This window comes from Moorella glycerini, from assembly GCF_009735625.1.
GTDB lineage: Bacteria > Bacillota > DSM-521 > Neomoorellales > Neomoorellaceae > Neomoorella > Neomoorella glycerini.
The window spans coordinates 2325977-2352087 of the sequence record NZ_CP046244.1 but is presented as its reverse complement, the minus strand read 5'-3'; the positions used below and the strand labels follow the sequence as shown (position 1 = coordinate 2352087).

The 26111-nt window shown below is 57.2% G+C and carries 30 protein-coding genes; all 30 read right to left on the bottom strand.

Annotated elements, in window-relative coordinates:
- Positions 1-184: 184 nt before the first annotated feature.
- Positions 185-946: an ABC transporter permease gene (locus tag MGLY_RS11685; RefSeq protein WP_170291047.1), complete on the bottom strand. Its 762-nt coding sequence runs from the start codon at positions 944-946 to the stop codon at positions 185-187.
- A gap of 1 nt (position 947) precedes the next feature.
- On the bottom strand, positions 948-1940 hold the full coding sequence (locus MGLY_RS11680; RefSeq protein ID WP_156274039.1) for an ABC transporter ATP-binding protein: 993 nt from the start codon (positions 1938-1940) through the stop codon (positions 948-950).
- Between the two features lie 22 nt (positions 1941-1962).
- Positions 1963-3498 (bottom strand): hypothetical protein, encoded by a 1536-nt coding sequence (locus tag MGLY_RS11675; protein WP_170291046.1) that lies wholly within the window; start codon positions 3496-3498, stop codon positions 1963-1965.
- A gap of 58 nt (positions 3499-3556) precedes the next feature.
- The gene (locus tag MGLY_RS11670) at positions 3557-4498 is read right to left on the bottom strand and encodes an AEC family transporter (protein ID WP_156274037.1); all 942 of its coding nucleotides are present in this window, start codon (positions 4496-4498) and stop codon (positions 3557-3559) included.
- A gap of 7 nt (positions 4499-4505) precedes the next feature.
- The gene (locus MGLY_RS11665) at positions 4506-5351 is read right to left on the bottom strand and encodes a TRM11 family SAM-dependent methyltransferase (protein WP_156274035.1); all 846 of its coding nucleotides are present in this window, start codon (positions 5349-5351) and stop codon (positions 4506-4508) included.
- On the bottom strand, positions 5341-5580 hold the full coding sequence (locus MGLY_RS11660) for a putative signal transducing protein (protein WP_156274033.1): 240 nt from the start codon (positions 5578-5580) through the stop codon (positions 5341-5343). The genes MGLY_RS11665 and MGLY_RS11660 overlap by 11 nt, the downstream gene beginning before the upstream one ends.
- 5 nt (positions 5581-5585) lie before the next feature.
- Positions 5586-6521 (bottom strand): RluA family pseudouridine synthase, encoded by a 936-nt coding sequence (locus MGLY_RS11655; RefSeq protein ID WP_246187317.1) that lies wholly within the window; start codon positions 6519-6521, stop codon positions 5586-5588.
- Complete coding sequence (lspA, locus tag MGLY_RS11650) at positions 6518-6970, bottom strand: signal peptidase II (RefSeq protein WP_156274031.1); 453 nt, start codon at positions 6968-6970, stop codon at positions 6518-6520. Before lspA ends, MGLY_RS11655 begins: the two co-directional genes overlap by 4 nt.
- Positions 6971-6972: 2 nt before the next feature.
- Positions 6973-7767, bottom strand: a complete 795-nt coding sequence (thiD, locus tag MGLY_RS11645; protein WP_156274029.1) for a bifunctional hydroxymethylpyrimidine kinase/phosphomethylpyrimidine kinase — start codon at positions 7765-7767, stop codon at positions 6973-6975.
- A 57-nt stretch (positions 7768-7824) separates the two neighbouring features.
- Positions 7825-8550 carry a TraR/DksA C4-type zinc finger protein gene (locus MGLY_RS11640; protein WP_156274027.1) on the bottom strand — a complete coding sequence of 242 codons (726 nt, stop codon included), beginning with the start codon at positions 8548-8550 and terminating at the stop codon, positions 7825-7827.
- A gap of 25 nt (positions 8551-8575) precedes the next feature.
- Positions 8576-8866, bottom strand: coding sequence for a DUF5665 domain-containing protein (locus tag MGLY_RS11635; RefSeq protein ID WP_170291045.1), 291 nt, complete (start codon positions 8864-8866; stop codon positions 8576-8578).
- Positions 8867-8948: 82 nt separating this feature from the next.
- Positions 8949-9518, bottom strand: coding sequence for a phosphate propanoyltransferase (gene pduL / locus MGLY_RS11630; RefSeq protein WP_246187491.1), 570 nt, complete (start codon positions 9516-9518; stop codon positions 8949-8951).
- Between the two features lie 141 nt (positions 9519-9659).
- A complete protein-coding gene (gene ileS, locus MGLY_RS11625) occupies positions 9660-12440 on the bottom strand; it encodes an isoleucine--tRNA ligase (RefSeq protein ID WP_156274021.1) in 2781 nt (926 codons plus the stop codon).
- A 217-nt stretch (positions 12441-12657) separates the two neighbouring features.
- Positions 12658-13179 carry a DivIVA domain-containing protein gene (locus MGLY_RS11620; RefSeq protein WP_156274020.1) on the bottom strand — a complete coding sequence of 174 codons (522 nt, stop codon included), beginning with the start codon at positions 13177-13179 and terminating at the stop codon, positions 12658-12660.
- A gap of 12 nt (positions 13180-13191) precedes the next feature.
- Positions 13192-13458, bottom strand: coding sequence for a YggT family protein (locus tag MGLY_RS11615; RefSeq protein WP_054938346.1), 267 nt, complete (start codon positions 13456-13458; stop codon positions 13192-13194).
- A gap of 5 nt (positions 13459-13463) precedes the next feature.
- The gene (proC, locus tag MGLY_RS11610; protein ID WP_156274018.1) at positions 13464-14264 is read right to left on the bottom strand and encodes a pyrroline-5-carboxylate reductase; all 801 of its coding nucleotides are present in this window, start codon (positions 14262-14264) and stop codon (positions 13464-13466) included.
- 17 nt (positions 14265-14281) lie between these two features.
- Positions 14282-14725, bottom strand: a complete 444-nt coding sequence (locus MGLY_RS11605) for a cell division protein SepF (protein ID WP_156274016.1) — start codon at positions 14723-14725, stop codon at positions 14282-14284.
- Between the two features lie 27 nt (positions 14726-14752).
- A complete protein-coding gene (locus MGLY_RS11600; RefSeq protein WP_156274014.1) occupies positions 14753-15439 on the bottom strand; it encodes a YggS family pyridoxal phosphate-dependent enzyme in 687 nt (228 codons plus the stop codon).
- Positions 15440-15507: 68 nt separating this feature from the next.
- Entirely contained in the window at positions 15508-16479 is a 972-nt protein-coding gene (locus MGLY_RS11595) for a biotin/lipoyl attachment domain-containing protein (RefSeq protein ID WP_156274012.1), read from the bottom strand.
- Between the two features lie 5 nt (positions 16480-16484).
- Positions 16485-17369, bottom strand: a complete 885-nt coding sequence (pgeF, locus tag MGLY_RS11590) for a peptidoglycan editing factor PgeF (RefSeq protein ID WP_170291044.1) — start codon at positions 17367-17369, stop codon at positions 16485-16487.
- An 11-nt stretch (positions 17370-17380) separates the two neighbouring features.
- Positions 17381-17647: a PRC-barrel domain-containing protein gene (locus MGLY_RS11585; RefSeq protein WP_156274010.1), complete on the bottom strand. Its 267-nt coding sequence runs from the start codon at positions 17645-17647 to the stop codon at positions 17381-17383.
- A 103-nt stretch (positions 17648-17750) separates the two neighbouring features.
- Positions 17751-18368 carry a stage II sporulation protein R gene (gene spoIIR, locus MGLY_RS11580; protein WP_170291043.1) on the bottom strand — a complete coding sequence of 206 codons (618 nt, stop codon included), beginning with the start codon at positions 18366-18368 and terminating at the stop codon, positions 17751-17753.
- 35 nt (positions 18369-18403) lie between these two features.
- The gene (gene sigG / locus MGLY_RS11575) at positions 18404-19174 is read right to left on the bottom strand and encodes an RNA polymerase sporulation sigma factor SigG (RefSeq protein WP_211662150.1); all 771 of its coding nucleotides are present in this window, start codon (positions 19172-19174) and stop codon (positions 18404-18406) included.
- Between the two features lie 112 nt (positions 19175-19286).
- A complete protein-coding gene (sigE, locus tag MGLY_RS11570; protein ID WP_156276396.1) occupies positions 19287-19997 on the bottom strand; it encodes an RNA polymerase sporulation sigma factor SigE in 711 nt (236 codons plus the stop codon).
- A 33-nt stretch (positions 19998-20030) separates the two neighbouring features.
- Complete coding sequence (spoIIGA, locus tag MGLY_RS11565) at positions 20031-20945, bottom strand: sigma-E processing peptidase SpoIIGA (RefSeq protein WP_170291042.1); 915 nt, start codon at positions 20943-20945, stop codon at positions 20031-20033.
- Between the two features lie 299 nt (positions 20946-21244).
- Positions 21245-22306: a cell division protein FtsZ gene (gene ftsZ, locus MGLY_RS11560; RefSeq protein ID WP_156274006.1), complete on the bottom strand. Its 1062-nt coding sequence runs from the start codon at positions 22304-22306 to the stop codon at positions 21245-21247.
- A 21-nt stretch (positions 22307-22327) separates the two neighbouring features.
- Positions 22328-23560 carry a cell division protein FtsA gene (ftsA, locus tag MGLY_RS11555; RefSeq protein WP_156274004.1) on the bottom strand — a complete coding sequence of 411 codons (1233 nt, stop codon included), beginning with the start codon at positions 23558-23560 and terminating at the stop codon, positions 22328-22330.
- 87 nt (positions 23561-23647) lie between these two features.
- Complete coding sequence (locus MGLY_RS11550; RefSeq protein ID WP_156274002.1) at positions 23648-23977, bottom strand: small basic family protein; 330 nt, start codon at positions 23975-23977, stop codon at positions 23648-23650.
- Between the two features lie 6 nt (positions 23978-23983).
- Complete coding sequence (locus tag MGLY_RS11545; protein ID WP_156274000.1) at positions 23984-24754, bottom strand: cell division protein FtsQ/DivIB; 771 nt, start codon at positions 24752-24754, stop codon at positions 23984-23986.
- A gap of 94 nt (positions 24755-24848) precedes the next feature.
- Positions 24849-26105 (bottom strand): UDP-N-acetylglucosamine 1-carboxyvinyltransferase, encoded by a 1257-nt coding sequence (gene murA / locus MGLY_RS11540; RefSeq protein ID WP_156273998.1) that lies wholly within the window; start codon positions 26103-26105, stop codon positions 24849-24851.
- Between the last annotated feature and the right edge of the window lie 6 nt (positions 26106-26111).

Here is a 26111-nt window from a genome sequence, read left to right as displayed (position 1 = left end):
TATCGCTATTACCGCCGGGGAAGCCTCCTGGTCAACAATCACCCGGCGATAGTTTGTTGTGTCCGGTATGGCTTTTTTCCTTATGGTACCCCATACTTATAAAAATACCCCGCTGTACCGGCGTTTGATTTCGTGGTATAACCTCAGGGTATCCCAGCGAAGGCCGTCGGGCAATTCTACCGGTTCACCCCCTCAGCCGCCGGCGCAGGAGGTAAAGGGGCGGGTAGAAAAAGATGGCAATAAAAACTACCAGCCAGGCTACATGGACCAGGAGGCCCGGGCTTAACTGCCCCAGGACCAGGGACCGGACTAGCTCCACCACATGGTAAAGGGGGATCAGCCAGGCCAGGCGCTGGACGATTAACGGCAGGGCATCCAGGGGGAAGAAAACCCCGGCAAAGAGAAACATAGGGGTAATAATCAGGGTAAAAAAGTAGCTGAAGGTATCAATTTTGGGTACCAGGCCGGTCCAGATCATCCCCAATTCGGCAAAGACAAAGCCGCATAACACCAGTACCAGTGGTACCAGCAGGGCTGCCGGCGATCGCACCAGGCCAAGGAACAAAATTACCAGCAAAATCACCGTACCATAGAGGACACTTTTAAAGGTCCCGAAAAGCATCTCCCCCACCACTACCTCATCCAGGCTCACCGGGGTCGCCACAATGGCATGGTAGGTCTTTTGAAACTTCATGCGGACAAAGCTGTCGTAGGTACACTCGGAGGCCGTGGCCCACATGGCCGAAGAGGCAATCAGCCCCGGAGCCAGGAACTGGAGGTAACTCATACCCTGGATGGCCGGGATATAGTGGCCCATGCCGTAACCCATGGCCGCCAGGTAAAGGAGGGGTTCCAGGAAATTGAACATGATGTTGGTCAGCCAGGTCTTGCGAAAGACGACAAAATTACGCCAGAAAACCTTCCAGGTACGGTAAGAAATATCCATTTTAATCCAGGCCCCTCCCGGTTAGCTTTAAAAAAACGTCCTCCAGGGTGGCCGGCCTTAACATCATGTGGCTGAAGTGACTGTTTAAGCCCTGGACCTGCCGCCAGACCTCGCGGCCGTTGTTGGTATATAAATACAGGGTCTGGCCGATGGTCTGGTGGGCAAGAATGCTGCCGGCCACCAGGGGTAAAATGGCCCCGGCCTCGCCGTCTACCGGCGCCAGTTCCAGGACTTCCCGGCCAATATGGCGCTGGACCAGCTCCCGGGGTGCCCCTTCTTCCAGGATTATTCCCCGGTCCATGATCACCAGCCGGTCACATAGCTGGGCCGCCTCTTCCAGGTAGTGGGTAGTGAGAATCAGGGTCACCCCGGCCGCTTTGAGCTGGCGCAATTTCTCCCAGACCAGGTGGCGGGCTTCCGGGTCCAGGCCGGTGGTAGGTTCATCTAAGATTAAAAGCTGCGGTTTATTTACCAGGGCCCGGGCAATGGCCAGGCGCCGCTTCATTCCCCCGGAGAGGTGCTCCACCTCAACGCCGGCCTTTTCCTCCAGGCCGGCAAAGGCGAGGAGTTCCTGGACCCGCTGCCTGGCCTCCCCCCGGGGGATATCGAAATAGCCGGCATAGAGAAGCAGGTTTTCCTGCACTGTTAACTCCGGGTCCAGATTATCTTCCTGGGGTACGACCCCCAGCCGGGCCTTAATTTCCCGCGGCTGGCGGCGCACGTCATAGCCCAGCACTTCTAAACTACCGGCAGTAACCGGAGTAAAACAGTGGATCATCTTGATGGTGGTAGTTTTTCCGGCACCGTTGGGTCCCAAAAAGCCGAAACATTCCCGGGGATGGACCGCAAAATCTATCCCTTTCACAGCCGTAAAACCATCATATTTTTTTACCAGGCCCCGGGCCCGGACAACATCCGTCAAAGCCAACCACCCTGCCTCAATAAAAATACCCCGCTTTGACCGGGGTAAAGGTTTAATAATATTATAAGCCATGGTTGCCATTTTTAGCAAGGGCCTAGCGGCTGTAGGCCCTGGCCCGGGTCCTCTCCCGGGGCAGGCTGAAACCGAAGAGGGCCGCCAGGCGCAAGGCCAGGCGCACCGGCCAGAAGGAGAGCTGGCGCTTTAACTCCTGCCGTTCCTTTTGCAGGTCGGCCACCGTCCGTTCCAGGTCTTCATTGGCAATGAGGGTCGTCTGGAGGCGGTATTCCTGCTCCCGCAGCTGTTGCTTCAGGCGCGACTGTTCGGCCTGGGCATCGCTGACGGTTTTATTGAGGGTTCCCTGGAGCTGCATGAGGCGGGTCTCCAGGTGGCTGACCCTTTTCTTCAGGGTATCCCGCTCAACCCGCAAGTTTACCAGCTGCTCTTCTACCTGGGTCAGCTCCTGGCGCAGCTCTTCTTTGCGCCGGTGGAGTTTTTCCAGGTCGCCCAGCAGGTTTTTGTTCTCCTGGCGCAGGTCTTCTATTTCCCGGCGCAGCTTTTCTTTTTCTTCATCCTTTTGCTCCACCTGGCGGCCGGCAGCAGCCCTGCCGCCGTTAATCAGGCTAAATTCCTTGGGGGCTAAGGTTAACTTTTCTGTTTCCAGGGTGAGGGCGGCGGCTTCGGCCCCGGCGGCTATTTCCTCCCAGGCCGGCGGTTCCTTGGGGGCGGTCGCCGCCGGGGTAAACTTCGACGCCGCCGGCGGTGCCGGCTTCTCGCCGGTGTGCTTCAGGGGGAATAACTTATCCCAGAAATCGCTTTCTTTTGCCGCCGGCGCCGGTTGGGCCAGGGGAAGTATCTGCTCGCCGGCCCGGGGCAGTTCCACTACCTGGGGACCGTTGCTGCCTCCGCCTGGCGCTGTCCTGGCGGGAGCTCCCGGAGGCTGCGTTTCCCGGCCGTTACCGGTAGTCCCGGCCGGATTTAGCGGCTGGGGCCGGGACTTTTCCCCTATATAGGCAGTAGCAGTTGCCGCTGTTGCCCGGGCAGGGGGCTCTAGCTGGCTTCCCATGGCCGGGGGAGTTCCCGTCTTCGTAGCCGCCACTTCCTGCACCCCTTTAGCCACCTCGGCGGCCGGCTCCGGTTCGACATAGGCCCAGTGGATGAGGCCCCAGCGACCGTCCTTAAGCCTCAAGAAACGGCCATCGGCCACCAGCTTTTGTTCCCCCGGTACTTCCGGCTTGCCGGCTTCCTTTAACTCCTCGTTGATTTCACTTAAGCGCAGGGCATCCCCTTCCGCCTGGAGGACGCGGTGAGCGGCATCGTTTTCCTTCAAGCCGTCCAGGCGCAGGCACCAGAGTCCCTTGCCTTCACTGCGAAAGCAGGGGTTTTTGGTCAGGCAGCGGTTGACGTTTTTCTGGATCTTGGCCGGGTTGTGATTGGACAGCAGGTGCTGCTGCGCCTCCTGGACCAGTTCGTCCACCGATTGGGGCGAGTACTCGAACAAGCGCAATTTGAGCAGGTCAGTGAGGGAATCCAGTTTCCCCGTTACTTTAACTTTAGCTATCTTGGGAGCCGGGGCATTTTTAGGCTTTTTGGCCATGGGTGTCACCTCTTCCAGTTTTTTAGGGTTAACCATTATTTACCTGGTAATATTTGACACCCGGCCTGGATTTTCCTGCCAGAAAAATAGAACTTTATGTCAATATATGGTAATTTAACAACCAGGCCCAGAGGGGGATGGTTAACAGGGAAACCAGGGTGGTAGCCACCACCCCTTCGGAGATCAGGTGGTAATCGCCGTCATACTTCCGCGCCACGGCCGGGGCAATGGCCGCTGCCGGCATGGCCATCTCCATAATCACCAGCAGGCGGACATTCTTATCCCAACCTGGTACAAGGAACATGGCCCCCAGGGCCAGGAGGGGTAAGATTATCAACCTGATTGCCAATATAAGGTAAACTATCTTATTGCCGGCCAGGGTACGGAGAGGAGATTCGGCCAGCATGGAACCCACCAGGAGGAGGGCCAGAGGTATGGTAGCCTGGCCCAGGCCATCCAGGGGACGGAAAATAAGGGGCGGTAGCTGGAAATGGTAGAGGGCCAGGACCAGGCCCAGGATAATGGCCAGGACATTGATGTTCAAAATCTGGCGCCAGTCCGGACCTCGAGCATCCCGGTGGTCCTGCATTAACCAGACCCCTAAAGTCCAGAAGAGGATATTGTGGCCCAGGGCATACATGGCGGCATAAAAGACCCCCAGCTGGCCCCAGAGGATATAGGCCACCGGGAAGCCCAGGTAGGCCACATTACCGAAGGCGGTGGTAAAGCGAAAGGCATAATTCGTCTTCAGGGGCAGGCGTAACCAGGCCCCTGCCAGGAGGCACAGGGCGTAGGATCCAAGAACTAGCACCACCGAGGCGGCCAGGACCAGGAAGGCGTTTGTTAATTCCTGGCCGGATACCTTGAGGTTCATGGAGGTGACGGTCAGGGCTGGCATAGTAAAATAAAAGATGAGGTCGGAAATAACTTTGTCGCCCTGGGCGGTCAAAATCTTACGCCGGCGCCCCAGGAAACCCAGGAAGACATAGAAAAACAGGGCTCCTACCTGGGCCCCGACAGCCAGTAGTTGCGTCAACTTGGCTTCATTCCTTCCGCAGGATAAGGATGTTCTGGTGGGTAATGTTGGGTACAAAGACTGATTTAACGGCATAGGGCTTCAGGTGGCGGCGGGTGGCCTTGTTGGACCAGATCTTCACCCCTTTAAATTTGAAGCCGATCTCGCGCATGGCCTGGGCCACTAAAAAGCCCAGGGGAACATATTCTCCCTGCTGGTAACGGTCCCCCACCAGCATGACCAGGTAGCGGCCGGGCATGAGTACCCGCAGGATTTCCTGCCCGATCTCCTGCAAGCGTCCCAGGAAACTGGCCAGGTCAGGAGCCTGCCCCAGGTCTTTTTCCAGCAAAGGAGAGAGCATATTAAAGTTAGTTTCCTTGCTGAAGCCTGTAGCGCCATGGTTTATCCCGTAAGGAGGATCGGTAATTACCGCCGGTACGGATTTGGTGGGTAACTCCTTCAGGAGGCATAGGCAGTCGCCCTCGCGCATTTCCCCGGTCAGGGGTTCCCCGCCGGTAACCGCCCCTTCCCGGCGACAGATAACCCCGTTCTCAATGACAAAATCGCGCTGGATGGCCCGGTAGATAGCTACCCAGCGGGGGTCGAGTTCAAAACCAAGACTCGGCCGCCCGGCCAGGGCCGCCCCCAGGAGGGTTCCCCCTACCCCAGCAAAGGGGTCCAGGACCAGCTCACCTTTTTTGGTAAAAAAACGGACAATTTCCGCCATAACCTCCGGTGGTTTCATCGCCCCGTGTTGTTTGCGTAAAGGGTGGGTAGCATCGGGGGGGTAGGTGGTAATGTAGATGGTGTCGGTCCAGTACAGCCATTCCCGGCCGTTGAGATCGTTGAGGCGGTTCTGGAGTTTACCGGTCATGGGGCACCTCACCCTGGCATCCTGCTGCCAGGATGTCCCGCGCCTGACCGGCAACTTCCGCCGGTACCTGGACCTGGACCAGCCCCAGGGGGCCGGTATTAAAGCCATAAATGTTCCCCAGGGCCTCTCCCAGCAGGCGTACCGGCAGGCCGGCAGCCTCGAGTAAACCCTGGACCATCAGGGCTTCTACCCTCTCCCTGACGGCCACAGTAACCCATCCGCCAGGCATCTTCTCTACCCCTCTCCCTTTTGCTCCCGCCTTAAAGTTTCTAAAACCTGTAAAAAGACCGGTGGCGGCGGTGCCGTAAACTCCAGGTAATCGCCGCGTAGTGGGTGGTTAAAACCCAGGCAACCGGCATGCAGGAGCTGCCCCGTCAGGTCAAAGGGGCAGTGACGGGGGCCGTATTTGGGGTCACCTACCACCGGGTGACCCAGGAAGGCCATGTGCACCCGGATCTGGTGGGTGCGCCCCGTCTCCAGCCGCGCCTCCAGCAGGGTATACCGGTCAAACTGCTCTAGAACCCGGTAATTGGTGATGGCCTCCCGGGAATTTTTCTCAGTAACCGCCATGCGCTGCCGGTCGACAGGGTGCCGGCCAATGGGCGCCTCAATACGGCCGCGGGGCCCGGTCACTACGCCGTGGACCAGGGCCAGGTAAACCCTTTTCATGCTGTGGGCCTTGACCTGGGCCGCCAGCCCCTGGTGGGCCAAATCATTTTTAGCTGCCACCAGGATGCCGGAGGTATCTTTATCCAGGCGGTGCACTATACCCGGCCGCAGGACGCCGTTTATACCCGATAGATCACCGCAGTGGTACAATAGGGCATTGACCAGGGTACCATGTTCATTGCCGGGAGCCGGGTGGACAACCATACCCTGGGGCTTGTTGACGACAATAATATCCTTATCTTCGTAGAGGATGTCCAGGGGGATAGGTTCAGGTCCTACCTCCAGCCGCGCCGGCTCCGGCAGGTTGACCTGAATTTTTTCTCCGCCCCGCAGGCGGTAATTGGCTTTCGGCTGTCCCCCTCCGGAGAAAGTAATCTCCCCCGCATCCAGCAGTTGCTGGACGCGGGAACGGGATATCCCTTCCAGCTCCCCGGCCAGCCAGGCATCCAGGCGTTTCCCCCTATCTTGCGGGGGGACTTCCAGCTCTATGAGACGGCTCACAGGCTCTTCCCCTGTTCACCTGCCGGTCCCAGGAGTTCCCAGCAGAGGAGAATAACGCCGCTAACAATAGCTATGTCGGCCAGGTTAAAAACCGGCCAGATGCGGAAATCAAGGAAGTCAACTACATAACCAAAGCGCAGGCGGTCAATGAGGTTACCCAGGGCGCCGCCCAGCATCAAGGCCAGGGCCAGGCGCAAGAGTATCCGGCCTGGCGGCAGGAAGCGGTAAGCTACCAGGATAATAACCGCCACCAGCAGGGTCACGCCTACAAAAACCGGAGTTTTATAGGCCAGGAGGCCAAAGGCCGCCCCGGGATTATTGACGTAAGTTAAATGAAAAACTGAATTGATTACCGGCAGGCTCTCATTGGGCCGGAAATTGGCCCGGATGATATATTTGCTGAACTGGTCGATTCCCAGTACCAGGGCTACCAGCAATAAAAAGGGCAAGATCAATCCCCCCAGGAATAATAGGGTGCCAGGTGGTGCACCGGCCCGTAGCCTTGACCTACGGCCCGGGCCTGGCTGATGGCCGTTTGGATATACTCCTTGGCTTCCGCTACCGCTGCGGGTACCGTCAAACCCCGGGCCAGGAAAGCGGCGATGGCTGCCGACAGGGTACAGCCCGTCCCGTGGGTGTGGCGGTTATCCAGGCGGGGAGCGGTAAAACGCCGGGCTTCACGGCCATCGAAGAGAATATCAGTTGCCGCACCGGCCAGGTGCCCTCCCTTGACTAAAACATAGGGTACACCCAGGTCATGCAACTCCCGGGCCGCGGCTACCATCTCATCTTCACTGGTAATCTCGCGCCCCGCCAGCACGCCGGCCTCATCCAGGTTGGGGGTAATGACCAGGGCCAGGGGCAGCAGCTTTTCCTGCAAAGCCCGGCGGGCTTCCCGGGCCAGCAGGTGATGGCCGCTCTTGGCCACCATGACCGGGTCAATGACCAGGTTCTTTACCCCGTACTCCTGCACCTTGGCGGCTACGACTTCGATTATACCGGCATTGGCCAGCATCCCGGTTTTGACGGCGTCGGCACCGATATCGCTTAAAACGGCATCCAGTTGCCGGCCGACGAATTCCGGCGGTAGGTCGAAGGTCCCCTGCACCCCCAGGGTATTCTGGGCCGTTACGGAAGTAATCACGCTGGTACCGTAAACTTTGAGGGCGGCAAAGGTCTTCAAGTCGGCCTGAATACCGGCCCCGCCCCCGGAATCGGAACCAGCAATGGTCAAGGCTTTATGCATAAACTCCTCCCCCGCTCTCCAGTTCTCTATCATACCACGTCAGCCGGTATGGGTAAACTACTTTTGAAGGTCCCAGCCGGCATCGCCAATTACCTTTTTCTCCGGGGCCCCTTCGTCATCAATGTAGGCCCCGGTATCTTCATAAAACATGCCGTCGGCACCTTTAAAATAAGGGATGCCTTCTACCGGCTCAACATAACCCTGGTCTTCATCCAGGTCCAGGGGGCCAAAGTAGGCCCCGCTGCGGGATTCCGAAGCGTGTTCAATAGTCCGGGCCAGGTCCTGCCAGGTGTCTTCACCGTCATACATGATGGCTTCTTCCTCATCCGGGTGTTTTTGATACGGGTCAGAGAACTGGCCGCCAAAGGGAGGCAAGATGACCTGTTCTTCAATGGGGCGCCGGTTAATGTCTCCTGTCCCTTCAATTTTTTGGCGGCACTGCAGGCACAGGGTAGTTTCCGGGATGGCCTCCAGCCGTTCCCGGGGTATCTCCCGCCCGCACACCCGGCAGTAGCCGTAGGTCCCTTCCTGGATGCTCTCCAGGGCATCGTCTATCTTTTGCAGCTGGATGCGGGCGTTATCCCTCAAGGCCAGGTCTTTGCTGCGCTCGAATTCTTCACTACCGAGATCTCCCGGGTGGTTATCATAGCGGGAAAGCTCCTGGGTGGACTCCAGCAGGGACTCCCGCAATCCCCCGCTGTTAAAGGTATCTATTTGTTCTTCCAGCCTTTTCTTTTCCTCCAGCAATTTCTGGCGAAAATGCTCCAGGGATTGTTGGTCCAAGGTAGTACCTCCCCTTTGTAATGATCTAAATTTGTTGCTGGACCATACGAACAATTTCCGCAATGAGTTTACCAATGACCGGCAGGTTGAGCAGGGCCAGTTCACGGATGATGTAGATCACAATGGCGCCCAGGATGGTAAAACCCACGGCTATACCCAGACCCCTGGCTACCCCGGCGGCAAAGTTCAAGTACAGGAGCCGCCAGGGTCGGTGGTAGAGTTCGATCCACTCGGCGACGTTGGCTTTTTCGATGGTGGTGATGAGCTGCTGCACTTTTTCCGCCAGGAAAGCAGCCCCGCTCTCTGTTTCGGCCAAAAATATTACACCCCGGCAAATAGAGTTGGCAATAAATATCTTTCCCTGCCACCAGGCGCCTTAAAACATAAAATCCTGCGTCTTATGGTCGCAGGATTCTAACCTTATCGCCACCGGCCAGCAGGGCGGCATTGGCCTCGTCGGTATCCAGGTGCAGCTCCAGGCGGTAGTGGGGGCTGGTCCGGATAATTACATTATCTAAGATCATACCTCTTATCCCGGGCACCCAAACCTGGACCCGCTGGTCGTCATGGAGGTGGAGGGCCTTAGCCCGGTCTTCTTCCATGTGGATATGGCGGGCCGCTAAAATAACCCCCCGGCGCAGGTTGATGGCTCCGGCCGGCCCGACCACCGCGACGCCCGGCGTATCAGCCAGGTCACCGGATTCCCGTACCGGCGGCTTTAGTCCCAGGCGGAAGCCGTCGGTCATGGCTATTTCCACCTGGGAGTAGGGCCGTACCGGCCCCAGGACCCGGACCCCCTCCAGGACGCCGCGGGGAGCGACGATGGTCACCGTCTCCCTGGCAGCAAATTCCCCCGGCTGGCTGAGTTCCCGGTAGACTGCCAGTTCATAACCGGGGCCAAAAAGGGCGTCGAGATCCTCCCGGCAGAGATGGATATGGCGACCAGAAACCCCCACCGGAACTTCCACGGGCAAAAAGTCTTCTGCCTGGAATAGCCTCACCGTCCCTGCCCATCCTTTCCTGGTTATTACTTCCGCCTGGTATGATCTAGTAGCAAATTACTGGCTTTTTTAGTATGGCCAACTCCTTCGTTTTTATGGCTGGTTCTTTTAAGCCTGGCGCAGAACAGCAGCACAGCGCTCGCACAGGGTGGGATGGTCGCTGTCCCGGCCTACGGTGGGGCTGACCATCCAGCAGCGTTCACATTTTTCACCAGGAGCCATCTCCACCAGGACCTTGAGACCCGGGAGGTCCTCGGCGGCAAAGGCAGTGGCCGGAGCCTCTACCCCCGGGGAATGTAAAACTGCCAGGGAAACAATAAAGATGGTCGCCAGCTCCCCTTCCAGGGGCTGGAGGAACCGGTACAGCCCGCTATCAGGGTAAAGGTGGACGGCGGCATTTAAGGAATTGCCCAGGCCCTGCTCCTGGCGGGCCCGCTCCAGGGCGCGGGTAACAACCTCCCGGACCTGGAAAATTTTATCCCACCTGGCTTGCAGTTCGTCATCCAGAAATTCATCTTGCACCTGTGGCCAGCCGGCCAGCTGGACACTGAAGGGTTTTCCGGGAGTTGCTGGTAGATAACGCCAGATTTCTTCCGTGGTAAAGGCGAGTATTGGCGTTAACAGTCGTACCAGGACGTTGATAGTTTCATAAAGTACCGTCTGGGCCGAACGCCGCCCCCGGGAAGCGGCCGGCCAGGTATAGAGGCGGTCCTTGATGATATCCAGGTAGACGGCACTCAGATCAACGGCGCAGAAATTATGGATGCTGTGGTAAACCACATGGAACTCATATTCGTTGTAGGCATTGGTGACCCTGGCCACCAGGCGCTGGAGTTTATCCATGGCCCAGCGGTCTATTTCCAGGATTTCCTCCCGGCTTACTCTATCTTTTTGGGGATCATAGTCGTAAAGGTTGGCCAGCAGGAACCGGCAGGTATTGCGGATTTTGCGGTAAGCCTCGGTAAGCTGCTGCATGATGCCGGGTGAAGCAGCTACATCCCGCCGGTAGTCGGCCGAAGCCACCCACAGGCGCAGGACATCGGCCCCCTTTTCCCGGATGACGTCCGCCGGGTCGATGCCGTTACCGAGGGACTTGGACATCTTGCGTCCTTCCTCATCTACCAGAAAGCCGTGGGTCAGTACCTGGCGGTAAGGGGCCTGCCCACGGGTGGCCACTGCCGTCGACAGGGAGGAGTTAAACCAGCCCCGGTGCTGGTCACTTCCCTCCAGGTACAGGTCGGCCGGCCAGCCCAGCTCCGGCCTGGTGGTGAGCACGGCGGCGTGGCTGGAACCGGAATCAAACCACACGTCCATGATATCCGTTTCCTTGCGGAATTCCCGGCCACCGCAGGCAGGGCATTTTAACCCTTCCGGCACCAGTTCCTGCGCCTCCCGGGCAAACCATACATTGGAACCGAATTCCCGGAAAAGTTCCTGCAAATGGCTGATGGTGGCATCGTTGATAATTTCTTTACCGCAGTCTACGCAGTAAAAGATGGGAATGGGCACGCCCCACGTCCGCTGGCGGGAGATACACCAGTCGCTGCGTTCGGCCACCATGTTGTAAATGCGGTCTTCGCCCCAGGCCGGGATCCATTTTACTTCTTTAATGGCTGCCAGGGCCTGCTGCCGGAAGCCGTCAACAGAAGCAAACCACTGCTCCGTAGCCCGGAAAATAACAGGATGCTTGCAGCGCCAGCAGTGGGGGTACTGGTGCTTGATAAAACTAAAATGCAGCAGGGCCCCCCTGGCTTCCAGCTCTTTGACCACGGCTTTATTGGCCTCTTCCACGAAAAGGCCGGCAAACTGACCGCCTGCGGCGGTAAAGTAACCCCGGTCATCCAGGGGCGAGAGTACCGGCAGGTTATAGCGCATACCTACTTCGTAGTCCTCCAGGCCATGGCCGGGGGCCGTATGCACGCAACCGGTACCCTGTTCCAGGGTAACATGTTCGCCCAGGATAACGACAGAATCCCGCTCCATAAGGGGGTTGCGACAGAGAACCCCTTCCAGTTCAGCACCGGTGAAGGCAGCCACCACCTGGTAATCTTTAATTGCCAGCAGTTCCAAGACCTGGCGGTAAAGTTCCGCTGCCATGAGATAGCGTTCATCCCCCACCCGGACCAGGACGTACTTGAACTCCGGGTGCAGGGCAATGGCCACATTGGCCGGTAAGGTCCAGGGCGTTGTCGTCCAGATGACGATAAAGCTTCCCTGGGCCTCAAAAAGGCCGCGGGGATCGACCACCGGGAACTTAACATAAATAGAGGGCGAACGTTTTTCGCCGTATTCCACCTCGGCTTCGGCCAGGGCCGTTTCGCAATCGGTACACCAGTAAACCGGCTTGAGTCCCTTATAGATATAGCCCTTTTTGGCCATCTCGCCAAAGATGCCGATCTGGATGGCCTCGTATTCCGGCTCCAGGGTGAGATAGGGGTGTTCCCAGTCGCCCCGGACGCCCAGGCGCTTGAATTCCTCCCGCTGGATGTTGACGTATTTTAAGGCGTAATCGCGACAGCGGTTGCGGAACTCGACAACATCGATGGCGTGGCGGTTGAGCCCCAGGTCCTTAATGGCCTGCTGCTCAATAGGCAGGCCGTGGGTATCCCATCCAGGAACATAAGGGGCATCATAGCCGTTCATGGAGTGATATTTAACGATGATGTCTTTCAGGATTTTATTTAAAGTATGTCCCAGGTGGATATGGCCGTTGGCATAGGGCGGCCCGTCATGGAGAATAAATTTGGGCTTACCTTTGTTGGCTTCCTGGACCTGCCGGTAAATATCGTGTTCCTCCCAGAATTTGAGGATCTCCGGCTCCCGCTGGGGCAGGTTGGCCCGCATGGGGAAATCGGTCCGGGGAAGATTTAGCGTTTTACTATAATCCACTTAGCGTCGTCACTCCTTGAATGCCTGCATATGCCATTGCTTTCGCCTTATGTGAAGGTACTTTTGCGGCTTACCTATCATTGCTCAAATTATATCCATATTTAGAGCCCCGGATCAAGGCCGGGCCCGGTCTTTTCTGTTTCTCTACCCTGAAAATAAATTCGCAGCAGGCTGGCATTGTTTTTACTCGCTCCAAACAAATGCCAGCCCGTTATTTTCATCCTTCTGATGGTGCCGCGTTAGCGGCATGAGGGTCTTGTATCCCAGCCGGTTGCCCATCGGTTACGGCGGCGGCTGCCACTTCTTCCGTGGCCAGGAGTTCCAGCTGGGCCTGGAGGAAGGAACGCAGGCGCATTTTAAAGGCGGCGGCCCTGGCTTCCAGGTCGCTCTGGTAGCGCTCGGCCTTTTCCACCTGCAGCCGGGCCTGGTTTAAAATCTCCCGGGCTTTATTCTCCGCCTCTTGTAAGATCAGGCTCGCTTCCCGCTGGGCGTTCTGGCGCATTTCGTCGGCTGTTTGCTGGGCCATGACCAGGGCATCCTTGAGGGTTTGTTCCAGGCGGGCATAACGTTCCAGTTCCTCTGTCAGGCGCAGGTTTTTTTCCCGCAACTCCTGGTTTTCCCGGAAGACCTGGCCATAGTCCCGCAAGACCTGCTCCAGGAATTCATCAACCTCTTCGCAGCTGTAGCCGCGAAAAGACCGGTGGAATTCTTTTTTGTTGATATCCAGGGGTGTCAGCATGATGTCCCTCTCCTATCCCAGGCGCAGAATAAAACTGATGAGCAGGCGTTCAACCAGCTGTAAAACCAGGACGGCGATAATGGGGGAAAAGTCAATGGGGATACTGGTCCGCGGCATGAGGCGGCGAAAGGGGGCCAGGACCGGTTCGGTAACTTCGTAAATAAAACGCATAACGGGGTGATAGGGGTCATGGGGAAACCAGGATATGAGGATGCGGGCAATAATCAGCCAGTTTAACACCTCAAAGGCGACTCGAATTAAGATTGCTAAAGTTGGCATGAACTCTACTCCTTACTTAAACTCTCGGCCCGGAGGGTGGCTGCCTCCACCGCCCGGATGATGGCTCCCCGCATACCCCGGTCTTCCAGGACGGCCAGGCCGGCGATGGTGGTTCCCGCCGGCGAAGTTACTTTATCCTTCAGGACCCCCGGGTGTTCGCCGGTAGCCAGCACCATCCGCGCCGCTCCCAGGACGGTCTGGGCCGCCAGTTCTAAAGCCACCGGCCGGGTAAGCCCCTGGCGCACGCCGCCGTCGGCCAGGGCTTCAATAAGCATATAAATATAGGCCGGCCCGCTGCCGCTCAAACCGGTGACGGCATTGAGCTGTTCCTCCGGTAAAACCATGACCCGGCCGACGGAGCGGAAAATAGCCATGGCCTCCTCCAGGGCTTCCGGCCGGACAAATTTGTTGGCTGCCAGGGCAGTCATACCCTCCCCTACCAGGGCGGGAGTATTGGGCACCACCCGCACTACTGGCACTTCCCCAAGGTAAGTTGCCAGCCCGGCCAGGGTAATGCCGGCAATAATGGAGATTACCAGTTTCCCCTTCCCGACCTCAAGGCCTGCCAGGGCCTCCTTCACATTCTGGGGTTTGACGGCCAGGATGATGATATCAGCCTTTCTTACCAGTTCTTCCCTGCCGGTCACGGCCTGCAAGCCATAAGTTTGCTGCAGTTCCTGTAGCCTTTCCCGGCGGATGTCGTAAGCCAGGATTCTCTCCGGTGGTACCACCCGGCCCTGCACCAGGCCACGAATCAGTGCCTCGCCCATGGCGCCGGCGCCCAAAAAGCCAATATTACCCTCCATAAATAAGCCCCCCCTGGTCACTTGCGGCCGGCTGCTTCCAGCCAGTTGCTTCCGCCTGTCACCTGCTCTTCCAGGTCACCGCTCAAATCAATATTGCTGGAGGTAAATAAAAAGATGCCGCTCGTTACCCGGCGCACCCGCCCGCCCAGGGCATAGGTAGCACCACTTAAAAAGTCGATAATCCGCTTGGCCTCATCGACGGGCAGGGCTTCCACGTTGACAATTACCGGCCGGTAGTTTTTCAGGTTCTCCGCTAAGTTTGCCGCCTGGTCAAAGGACTGGGGCCGGGCAATAACCAGGCGCAGGGCCTGGCGTGCTGTCGGTAAGCTTACCAGCTTAGCTTTCCCGGTGTTAGGAGGGGTTGGGCGCAATTCCGGTTCCTTGACCAGGTTGTCTGTGACCGGGGCATCTTCTTCATGGCCGTAACCCAGCCAGTTAAGTAATCCATCCCAAAAGGCCATTGCTGTTGCACCTCCGCCATAGCTTTATTATACCCGGGGACCAAAGATGGCCGTGCCAATTCTCACCAGATTGGCTCCTTCTTCAATGGCTACTTCAAAATCGTTGGTCATACCCATGGAAAGGTAATGCATGTCCACCCCCGGCAGGTGCAGGGCTTCCACTTCCCGCCGTAACTCTGCCAGCCGGCGGAAAACAGGCCGCACCTCTTCGGCCTCCTTTACCAGGGGAGCTACTGTCATCAGGCCCAGAAGGCGGAGGCCTGTAAACCCCGTGATTTCCCGCACGAAGGGGATTACCGCTTCAGGTGCCAGGCCAAATTTACTCTCCTCCCCGGCCACATTAACCTCCAGGAGGATATTAACCCGGCGCCCGGCAGCCATGGCCCGCCTGTCCAGTTCCCGGGCCAGTTCCAGGCTGTCAATGGAATGGATCAGGCACACCTTATCCCATACCTGGCGGGCTTTATTGCGCTGGAGATGACCGATCAGGTGCCAGTTGCCACCGGTTATGTAGGGCTGCTTGGCCAGGAGTTCCTGGACCCGGTTTTCCCCCAGGTCTTTGAGACCTAAACTTACGGCCTCCTGGATGCGCTCCGGGGGAATAGTTTTCGTCACCGCCACCAGGGTTATCTCTTCCGGCCGCCGCCCGCTGCGGCGGGCGGCAGCGGCCATCCTTTCCCGTACCAGGGCGATATTTTCTGCCAGGTTAACCATCTTTTTTCCTCCGCCAATCCTCTATAATTTCTACATCTTTATATTAAATCCTGCTAGACTCCCCGCTTCTAATTACGCAGCCACCGGACCAGACCAGGGGTGACAACCACTTCCGTCCCGGCTTCCAGGCCCCGGACGGCCACCCTGTCCCCTACCTGGCCTTCAATGCTAACCGGCTGCCATTTGATCCCCCGGTCCCCCAGGAGGTAGACCCCCTTTGCTCCCCCTGGCCCGCTACTCAAAGCAGCAGCCGGTAATATTATCCCCCGGTAACGGTTCAATACCGCAGCTACTTCCAGCCGGCGGGGTTTAAGCCAGCGCTCGTCCCAGGAGGCAATGGTCATGAGGACGGCCTTCTGCCGGCCTTCATCCTGCAACCGGGTAATGCTGGCCCGGACCTCGTCCCCGGACCCCGGCAATTTAAGATTTACCCTTTTGCCTGCCTGCCAGCCGGGGGGGAAGTCTGCCAGGGGGGCATACACGGCCAGGGGAGCCAGGTTGTTGACCAGGCGGCCGATGGCCGTACCGGCTTTCACCTGGCCCTCCGCCGTCACCGGGCCGGCCAGTTCCACCAGGCGCTTTAGTTCCTGGTAATTGATATTGCCCAGGCTGGCCGGCTGCAGGGCCTTTTCCAGGCCGTCGGTGTGGTAGGAAACCTGGCCGGGAAAGGAGGCTTTGATTTCCAGGGGACCCTGCCCTGGCGGTGCGGCTGCCACGGGTAAAAGCCGGGCAATGGTAGCTCCTACCGGTACCCGCTCCCCTTCTGGTACTACCGGGACTAAGGCCCCCGTGGCCGGGGCTACCAGGACCTCCTCTTCCCTGGCAATAAAAACCTCCAGGGGGAGGGTGTCCTCCAGGACGCCGTAATCAACCCGTTCGACCTTTAAAAAGTGCCAGGCAATGGCCTTAACGACCTGCTGGCAACCCAGCCAGGCCGCCAGGGCAAAAAGCATCAAGCCCAGGACCGGCAAGATAAAACGCCCCCGCCGCCGGCGTTGCCGTGGCCGGGCCGGGAGGGCTGGATTATAAGCTGGCCTCATAATATCTACCTCAAGAGGGATAATAATGCTGCCTGGCGCCCGGTAGGGCCACCAGCCGCCCGGTAAGAGAAAAAGGTGCCGGCCCGGCAGCAGGTACAGAGACCGGCGCTGGTAATATGCTCCGGCTTTAGTCCTGCGGCCAGGAGTTCCAGGTAGTTGGCCCGGGGAAGGTCCAGGCGGTAGTGGCCGGGCCCGTCGGGCGTTAAAACTTCGCCGGCCCAGGGGAGATGCTCCTTGACTGCCCCCGCCACCCGGTGATCTACCTGGTAGCAGCAGGGCCCGATGGCCGGTCCGATGGCTGCCAGGAGTTCGGCGGGGTCACTGTTATATGCTGCCACCATCCTGGCCACCACTCGGGTTCCCACCTGTAAGACCGTGCCCTTCCAGCCGGCGTGGGCCAGGCCTATAATACCCCTTACCGGGTCCACCAGGTAAAGGGGTACGCAGTCGGCAAAAAAGGCCACCAGGGTAACCCCCGGTGCAGCGGTCACCAGGGCATCAACACCCGGCAGGGCCGTAGCCAATTCCCCGGCACCCCGGCCGGCATCCTGCCGTCCCACCAGGGCCACCCTGTTACCATGGACCTGCTCGCCGATTACCCACTCCTCCAGGGGCAGGTCCAGGGCCCCCGCCAGCCGGCGCCGGTTGGCCAGTACCGCTGCCGGGGCATCACCCACGTGCAAACCCAGGTTCAAAGTATCATAGGGGGGCTGGCTGCAGCCTCCGGCCCGGCCGCTGAAATAAGCCCGGACCGGCGCCTGTTCCTCGAGGAAGGCCTCTCGCCAGCAGTCAATCCCATTAATATTTTCCCTGATCAAGGGAGCCAAAGAAAAACCACCCCTGGCCTTTATTATATCATAAATCACCTGTTCGGCACGCAGCCCGGCCACATATTACACCTCTATTTTTCCCGGTGCACAGGAGCCGTGCAGCTATAACTTTCTACCAGGATAACGTCAATTCCTACTTTAACTACGTTTTCCCAGGGGATGATTAAATCTTCGTCCCGGCCAAAAAAGAAAAAAAACCTGCCTCCCTGTCCGGGTACGATTAAAGCCTTTACCCGTCCGGCCTCCAGGTCCAGGTCAATATCTTTGATTGTTCCCAGCCGCCGCCCATCAATGACATTGATTACCTCCCGCTGGCGCAGTTCGGTCACCCGGATCACGCTCACCACCTCCGGCTGTAGCCCGGGGTCTTCCCTGTTATATTAAATTATATGACCCGGATAGGACCTGAAGGCCAAAAAAGAAAAAACCAGCGTTGCTGGTTTAAGGCCATAATCCCGCCAGGCGGTGGCGTGAGGATTGAAATATCTCTAAAATCTTCCATCCTACCCGGATTTTTGCCCGCCCTTCCTCCCCGGCCATTACCGGCCGGCTGGTAAGGGCAGCATCAGTTACTTTACCGGCGGCATCTACCAGGCACAGGGGCGGGAACAGGACGCACCACCAGTTTTCCCCTTTACCGGCGCCAATCACCAGGCGGACGGCTTCGTAGTTTCCTGCCGGGAGAGTTATATCCCCGTAAGCTCTGGTGGGGAAAGCAAAGTCACCGAATTCCGTCCTGACGGTATAATTTTGCCCTTCCCGCCGGATTTGCGCCTCGGCCGCAGCTGTAATGGCGGCCAGGTTATGACTGACCAGCTGCCTGGCGGCACCAATATCCCCGGCTGCGGCCACGCTCCGGCCGATACTGGCCAGGACGGCGTCGCGGACATGACGTTTCAATTCCTGGTCGGCAGTAGTGTCGCTGTTGGCAATGACGTGGAGCCGGATTAAGTTATGGGAGTTATAGGCCGGTACCGCTACCTCCCTGCCCCTCCAGGCCGCTTCCCCGCCGAGGAATAATAAGCCGGCCAGGACAAAGAATAATATCGACCTCTTCAATAAAGACACTCCTTGACACCTCCGTAAATTGGAAATCAAATATATTTGCGCATATGCTGGAGGGCGGCTTTTTCCAGCCGGGAAACCTGGGCCTGCGAGATGCCGATTTCATCGGCTACTTCCATCTGGGTTTTACCTTCAAAGAAGCGCAGGGATAAAATCAGGCGCTCCCTGGGGTTTAATTTATTCAGGGCTTCCCGGATGGCTATGCTTTCCAGCCAGCTACCATCCTGGTTTTTTTCATCACCTATCTGGTCCATGACATAGATGGGATCGCCGCCGTCATGGTAGATGGGCTCAAAGAGGGATACCGGTTCCTGGATGGCATCCAGGGCAAAAATTACTTCTTCCTGGGGGATATTGATTTCCCTGGCAATTTCCGTTACCGAAGGTTCCCGGGCCAGTTTATTTACCAGCACGTCCCTTACCTGGAGGGCTTTGTAGGCAATATCCCGCAAAGAGCGGCTTACCCGGATGGGATTATTATCCCGCAGGTAACGCCTGATCTCCCCGATGATCATGGGTACGGCATAGGTGGAAAACTTGACATTCTGGCTCAGGTCAAAGTTATCGATGGCCTTCATCAGGCCGATGCAGCCTACCTGGAAAAGATCGTCGACATACTCGCCCCGGTTGGTAAAGCGCTGGATGACGCTCAGGACCAGGCGTAAATTGCCTTTAATGAGCTTTTCCCGGGCCTCCGGTTCCCCCTTTTGCATGGCCTCAAAAAGCTGCCGCATCTCCTCGCTGGTCAGCAAGGGTAACTTGGAGGTATTCACACCGCAAATTTCTACTTTATTGAGCATCACTGGCGAGAAACCTCCTGACGGTGGCTCTGGGATAATTATTACCATGCCTCCCTGCTTTTATACCGGCCCGGCAAAAGGGCAAAATAAAGGGAGCTATTTTAAGCTCCCCTTATTCCATCCGGGCGATTTCTTTACGCAGGCGTTTGATAATCCGTTTTTCCAGGCGGGAAATGTAGGACTGGGAGATGCCCAGGATGTCGGCTACCTCCTTCTGGGTTTTTTCCACGCCGTCCAGGAGGCCAAAACGAAATTCCATGATCTTGCGCTCCCGGGCCGAGAGTTTCCGCATGGCCATCTGCAGGAGCTTGCGGTCGACCTCTTCTTCAATGGATTTATAAATAATATCATTATCAGTACCCAGGACATCGGAGAGCAAAAGCTCATTGCCGTCCCAGTCAATGTTTAACGGCTCGTCAAAGGAAACCTCGGCCCGCGTCTTATTATTGCGCCGCAGGTGCATTAAAATTTCATTTTCAATACAGCGGGAAGCATAGGTGGCCAGCTTGATGCGCTTCTTAGGGTCAAAGGTATTGACGGCTTTAATGAGGCCGATGGTACCAATGGAAACCAGATCTTCAATCCCCACGCCGGTATTTTCAAATTTGCGGGCAATGTAGACTACCAGGCGCAGGTTGCGCTCGATAAGTACGGTTTTTACACCGGCGTCGCCGTCCTCCAGGCGCAGGAGAAGGCTCATCTCTTCATCGCTGGAAAGGGGGGGTGGCAGGGCTTCACTGCTGCCGACATAAAAAACTTCGCCCAGCCATTTCAACCTTACTACCAGGCGGCCATAAAACTCCTGTATTTTTAATTTCGCCATTATAAATAGCTGCTGCATGAGCTCTTCCCCCCCTTAGAGGCCCATACTGATTTGCAGCAAATCCGGGTGTAATAACGCGCGGTAATTTCCTTCCGGCGACAGCCGCTCCCGGTACAGGCCCACCATCACATCTTTTATCCTGATCATGCGTTCATTTGTGATGACGATTACTTCATCGGGTCTAAGACCCAGCAACATACCATGGCTCTGGCCAAGGGAATGGTAGGGTAACAGGCGTAGCCTTGTCGCCCAGGGCGAACTGGCCAGGGACTTTATCAGGCTTTCCAGGTCGGGCTCCTCCTGGCTGCTGTAGTGTTTGATAATCTCTTCCGGGAGGAGGCCCTTCAGGGCGCTGTATTCTACAATGATTACCGGCCGCTGGGTAAATGGATCCCGCAGGCTGTTGCCGGTATCAACCAGGGCCTTTAAGGCCCGCTGCCGGCCGGCAAAGGTTATGATCACGGGCAAACGCAGTACCTGCTGCCAGAAGTTTTTTTTTAGCCAGCCTGTCCCGAAAACGGCCAGCATCCCGGCAGCCGCCACGGCCACCAGCAGCCACGTGTAACGGATATTATGGACCAGGACCAGCGTTCCCCCCATGACGGGTGTTGCCGCCTCCCCGTCGGCCAAGTAAACAGCCCCCAGCATCGCCCCACCCATGGCAAAGGCCGCCAGGTAAAAATAGACCAGGGCCTGGAGAAACCGCCGCCCGTTTAAGGGGTAGAAGGCTACCAGGACCATAATTACGGAAAATAAAATTTTGACAAGCAGGACCTGCTTCCATTCGCCACCGGGAAACAGGATGACCAGAGAATAAACTGCTCCTACCGCTGCCCCGGCCAGCAGCCGCCAGCCGGTAGTTGCCAGCTGTCCCAGCCTGGCCGTTGTCCAGAGGATGAGGTAATCCATAACCAGGTTAATGGCCAGCAGGACATCTAAATAAACCACAGGTAGACCAGCCTCCCTTCCCCGGAGGTTACACTAATTATTACCATGATATGAGCATTATGGCAGTTTCATAACCATATTTATTATATAACCCGGTTATGGAATATTTTGTCAGATGGTGGACAGGAAAAAACCTGTTACCCGGGTAACAGGTTTAAGCAACAGTACCACGCCACATGGGCGGGAAAATTATGTCCTAACGGAAGGAGTAGTTTGCTGGAGAATGAAAAATGGTAAAAGGCTGGCTTTATATGTAGCGAGCGAGCTTTAACGGGGGTTAAGCGGCCTTAGCGAAAGTATTACCTTCGCCGCAGGAAGGCCGGTATGTCCAGGTCGTCAATATTAAAGGGCTTAATGTTGAGATCCGCATCACGGGTTGCCGCCGCCTCTTTCTGGGCTGCTGGCACGGCTTCAAAACCGGTAGCAATGACGGTAATGCGGATTTCATCCTTCAAGCTTTCATCAATGACGGCGCCAAAAATTATGTTCGCTTCCGGGTCGGCCGCCGCGGCCACGATTTCAGCCGCCTCATTAACTTCCAGCAGGCCCAGGTTGGTGCCCCCGGTAATGTTTAGCAGCACACCGCGGGCCCCTTCGATGGAGGTTTCCAGCAGGGGGCTGGAAATGGCCATCCTGGCTGCTTCCGCGGCCCTTTTTTCGCCGGTAGCCCTGCCTATACCCATCAGGGCCGAACCGGCATCAGACATAATGGTCTTGACATCGGCAAAATCCAGGTTGATCAAGCCAGGCACGGCAATCAGGTCGGAAATGCCCTGGACGCCCTGGCGCAAAACGTCATCCGCAATACGGAAGGCCTCCAGGATAGAGGTCTGCTTGTCGGCTACCTGTAGCAACCGGTCGTTGGGGATAATAATCAGGGTGTCAACCTTTGTCTTTAACTCGGCTATACCAGCTTCGGCCTGGCTGGCCCGTTTCCGGCCTTCAAAGCTAAAAGGACGGGTGACAACACCAACAGTCAGGGCTCCGGCCTCCTTGGCGACCTGGGCCACCACCGGCGCCGCACCGGTACCCGTGCCGCCCCCCATGCCGGCAGTGACAAAAACCATATCGGCCCCCTGCAGGCGCTGGGCCAGCTCTTCCCGGCTTTCTTCCGCCGCCTTTTTACCGATTTCCGGATTAGCCCCCGCCCCCAGGCCTTTGGTCAACTTGGCCCCAATCTGGATCTTTTGTTCGGCCTGGCAAAGGCGCAGGGCCTGGGCATCCGTATTAACGCTGATAAATTCTACTCCCCGCAGACCGGCAGCAATCATCCGGTTAACGGCGTTATTGCCGCCTCCACCTACTCCCACCACCTTAATGGCAGCAAATTGATTGAGATCGCCATCCTCAAATTCCAGCACCCGGAACTCCTCCTTTGTAATTTAAAAAAGCTCGCGCCACCAGTTTTTAATCTTCGCCCAGAAGTTTTCCCAGATAACTTCCCGGCCGGCGGCAGCCTGGGTATGGGCCAGGCGACCGGCGCCATAATTCACCAGGCCCACCGCGGTGGCATAAGCCGGAGAAGCCACCATATCGGCCAGCCCGCCGCTATGCTCCGGCCAGCCAAGGCGGACCGGCATGGCCAGGGCCTCGCCGGCCAGCTGGGTTATCCCCTCGAGTAAAGCGCCGCCACCTGTCAAGACCACCCCTCCCGGTAAAAGGCCCTGGAAATGGGAGCCGTTAATCTCCCGGCGGACAAGGGTAAAAATCTCCTCTACCCGGGGCTCGATAATAGCCGCCAGCATCTTTTTGGGTACCCGCTTTTTCTCCTTGCCCCCTACCGCCGGCACCTCGATAAATTCATTTTCAGCTGCCAGCTCCGCCAGGACACATCCGTGTTCCTTTTTTATAGCCTCGGCCTGGGTAAGAGGGGTACGTAAACCCACCGCCAGGTCACTGGTTATATGCTCGCTGCCTATAGGCAGGACGGCGGCAAACCACAGGCACCCCTGGGAGATCACGGCAATTTCCGTCGTGCCGCCACCGATATCGACCACCACGGTACCCAGTTCCTTTTCTGCCTGCTGGAGTACCGCCTCAGCCGAAGCCAGGGGATTTAATACCAGTTCCGCGATTGCCAGGCCGGCCCGTTGCACGCTTTTCAGGGTATTCTGGACGGCAGCCCCGGCAGCGGTGACAATCTGGGTTTCCACTTCCAGACGCGAACCGCTCATGCCGATCGGGTCCATGATGCCGTCATAGCCATCGACAATATACTGGCGCGGTAGTACATGGATGATCCGCCTGTCGGCCGGCAGGGGTATTACCCGGGCTGCCTGGAGGACCCGCTCCACATCCTCGGGCCCGACTTCACCGTCTTCACCGGTAACGGCTACTACCCCGCGGTTGTTAACGGAGCCGATATGGGGACCTGTCAGGCCAACAAAGGCTGAAGCAATACGGCAACCGCTCATGCGCTCGGCCTGTTCCACCGCTTTTTCAATGGCCCGGGCTGTATTTTCAATATCGACAATTATACCTTTGCGCAAGCCCCCGGACGGTGTTTCCCCCAGGCCAATGATATTCAGGCGGCCCTGTAGCGTGACTTCCGCCACTACTGCCACCACCTTGGTGGTGCCTATATCGAGACCGACCACCACGTTATCCTTGGGCAAACTCTGGCACCTCCAGGCTCCCCGGCCTTCTTTAAGAAGGAGAATTCAACATAACTTCCGCTTTCCCTTTTTTTGCAATAGATTTTCTTACCTTTTTAGCAAATGGCGCCGGATGATAGCCAGGTTCTGGAATAAACGCACGCCAAAGACCAGGACGGCCGCCAGATATAGCTCAACCCCCAGCTGGTCACCTATATAGGCTAAAAAGGCTGCCAGCAAAGTATTGGAAAAAAAGCCCGTCAGGAAAATGGCATTATCAAAGTTCTCCTCCATGCTGGCCCTCAAGCCCCCAAAAACGGAATCCAGGGCCGCCAGGACGGCCACCGACATATACTTGCTGTAGACGACCGGTATCTTTACGGGCAGCAGGAGGCCCATCAATACTCCTAAGATAAGGCCGATTAAGGGTATCCACATCTTTCTTCATCCCTTCTTCCCCTGTTTTTCAGGCTGGTTAAATTTTACTACCGGCGCTCCCGCAAAGCTAACATCAATATAATCAACAGCCTCCCTGCCGGCAAGGCCCTGGAGGGCTTCATGCAACCTGCTGAACTTTTCCGCCACCTGTTGCCCGTCGCCAAACTTGACCAGGATATTGCCCGCCCAGATTAGCTGCAGGTTAACAGGGGAAGAGGCTATTATTTCCTGCAGCTGGTTTAAATCTCCAGGTGGCATCTGCCGGATCACTGCCAGGGCAGCCTGCAGGCCGGCATGGTTAATCTCCCTGCCGGGACCGGTGTTCTCCAGCTTGCCCAGCCCGGAAATGAGTGGCAACTGTAAGTGGCCTATACGCGGTATCCTTTCCATGACCACACCGCTGCCATCGACCAGTAAAAAGCTACCATCCTGCACCAGGATAGCCACCGGTGTCCTTTCCTCGATCTGGACGGCCAGGGTGCGGGGCCAGCGACGACTTACCCTGGCCTTAGCTACCAGGGGATGGGTGGCCAGGCGTTTGGCTATCGCGGCAGTATCCACCTGCCAGAGGTTAATGCCCCTGGCCACGCCAATTAAATTTTCCAATTCAGCCGTTGGGATATACTTGTTTCCGGTAATCTCTATGTTTTCCAGGCTAAAGAAACCAGAATGGATAAAATAAAATAAGGCCACTACCGTTAACAAGAAAAACAATAATCGGCGCACCCGCTGCCGGCGCCGCCGGTAAACCCGGGGTGAATGGGCCTGGACAACCATCTACCCACCTCATTTACTGCCATTATACCAGAAAATGAAGGCCTGTCCACTAGATGGAGGGTAAGAAGTGAGACGTCTTCTAACTTCTTACCCCTTACTTTCCATTCTGTCGCCGGATATCCGCCCCCAAGCTCCTGAGGCGGACTTCCAGTTGTTCATAGCCCCGGTCCAGGTGGTAAACGCCTTCCAACCGGGTTTGCCCTTCGGCCATGAGACCGGCAATTACCAGGGCCGCCCCGGCCCGCAGGTCGGAAGCTTCCACCAGGCAGCCGCTTAGTCCCGGGACGCCGTTGATTACTGCTACCCGCCCTTCAATTTTAATATCGGCTCCCAGACGCCGTAATTCAGCGGCATGTTTGAAACGATTTTCAAAGATGCTCTCCACCAGAACGCTGGTCCCGCTGGCTACCGTCATCAGGGCCATGAGCTGGGGCTGCATATCGGTAGGAAAACCCGGGTAGGGTAAAGTCTTACAGTCGACGGCCTTTAAACGTGCCGGCCCCTGGAGGCGAATGCCGTCCCTTTTAACCGTAATCCTCGCCCCCATCTCTGTTAGCTTGGCCAGGACGGCCAGGAGGTGTTCCGCCTGGCAATCCTGCACAAATACATCGCCGCCGGTTCCGGCCGCTGCCGCCAGGAAGGTGCCGGCTTCAATGCGGTCCGGGATAATCTGGTAGTCTGCCTGTTTAAGCTCTTTAACCCCTTCAATGCGGATGGTATCCTGGCCGGCGCCTTGAATCCGGGCTCCCAGGCTATTAAGGAAATCCTGCAGGTCGACGATTTCCGGTTCCCGGGCGGCATTGTGGAGGATGGTAACCCCCTCAGCCAGGACGGCGGCCATCATCAGGTTTTCTGTCGCCCCGACGCTGGGAAAGTCCAGGTAGATGGTAGTTCCCTGGAGGCCGGTCGTCCTGGCCTCAATGTAGCCCTGTCTTTCCGTTACTTCAGCGCCCATGGCCGTAAAACCTTTCAGGTGCAGGTCCATGGGCCGGGAGCCGATGGCACAACCGCCGGGATAGGGAACCCGGAAGTAGTGATAGCGACCAAGGAGGGGGCCCATGACCAGGTTGGAAGCCCTGAGTTGCCGCATCAAGTCCGCCGGTACTTCGGGCAACGTAACCGTTGCCGGGCTCACATGCAGGGTAGTATTACTCCGTTCTATCTTTAGTCCCAGGGAGCGGATGACAGCCGCCATCACAGTAACATCCTGCAGACTGGGTACCCGCCTCAAAGTGCACTCGCCTGTTGCCAGGAGCATGGCCGCCATAATGGGTAAAGCCGCATTTTTGGCCCCGTTGACGGCCACCACCCCTTCCAGGCGTCGCCCCCCATTGATGACCAGACACTCCAAGGCCTA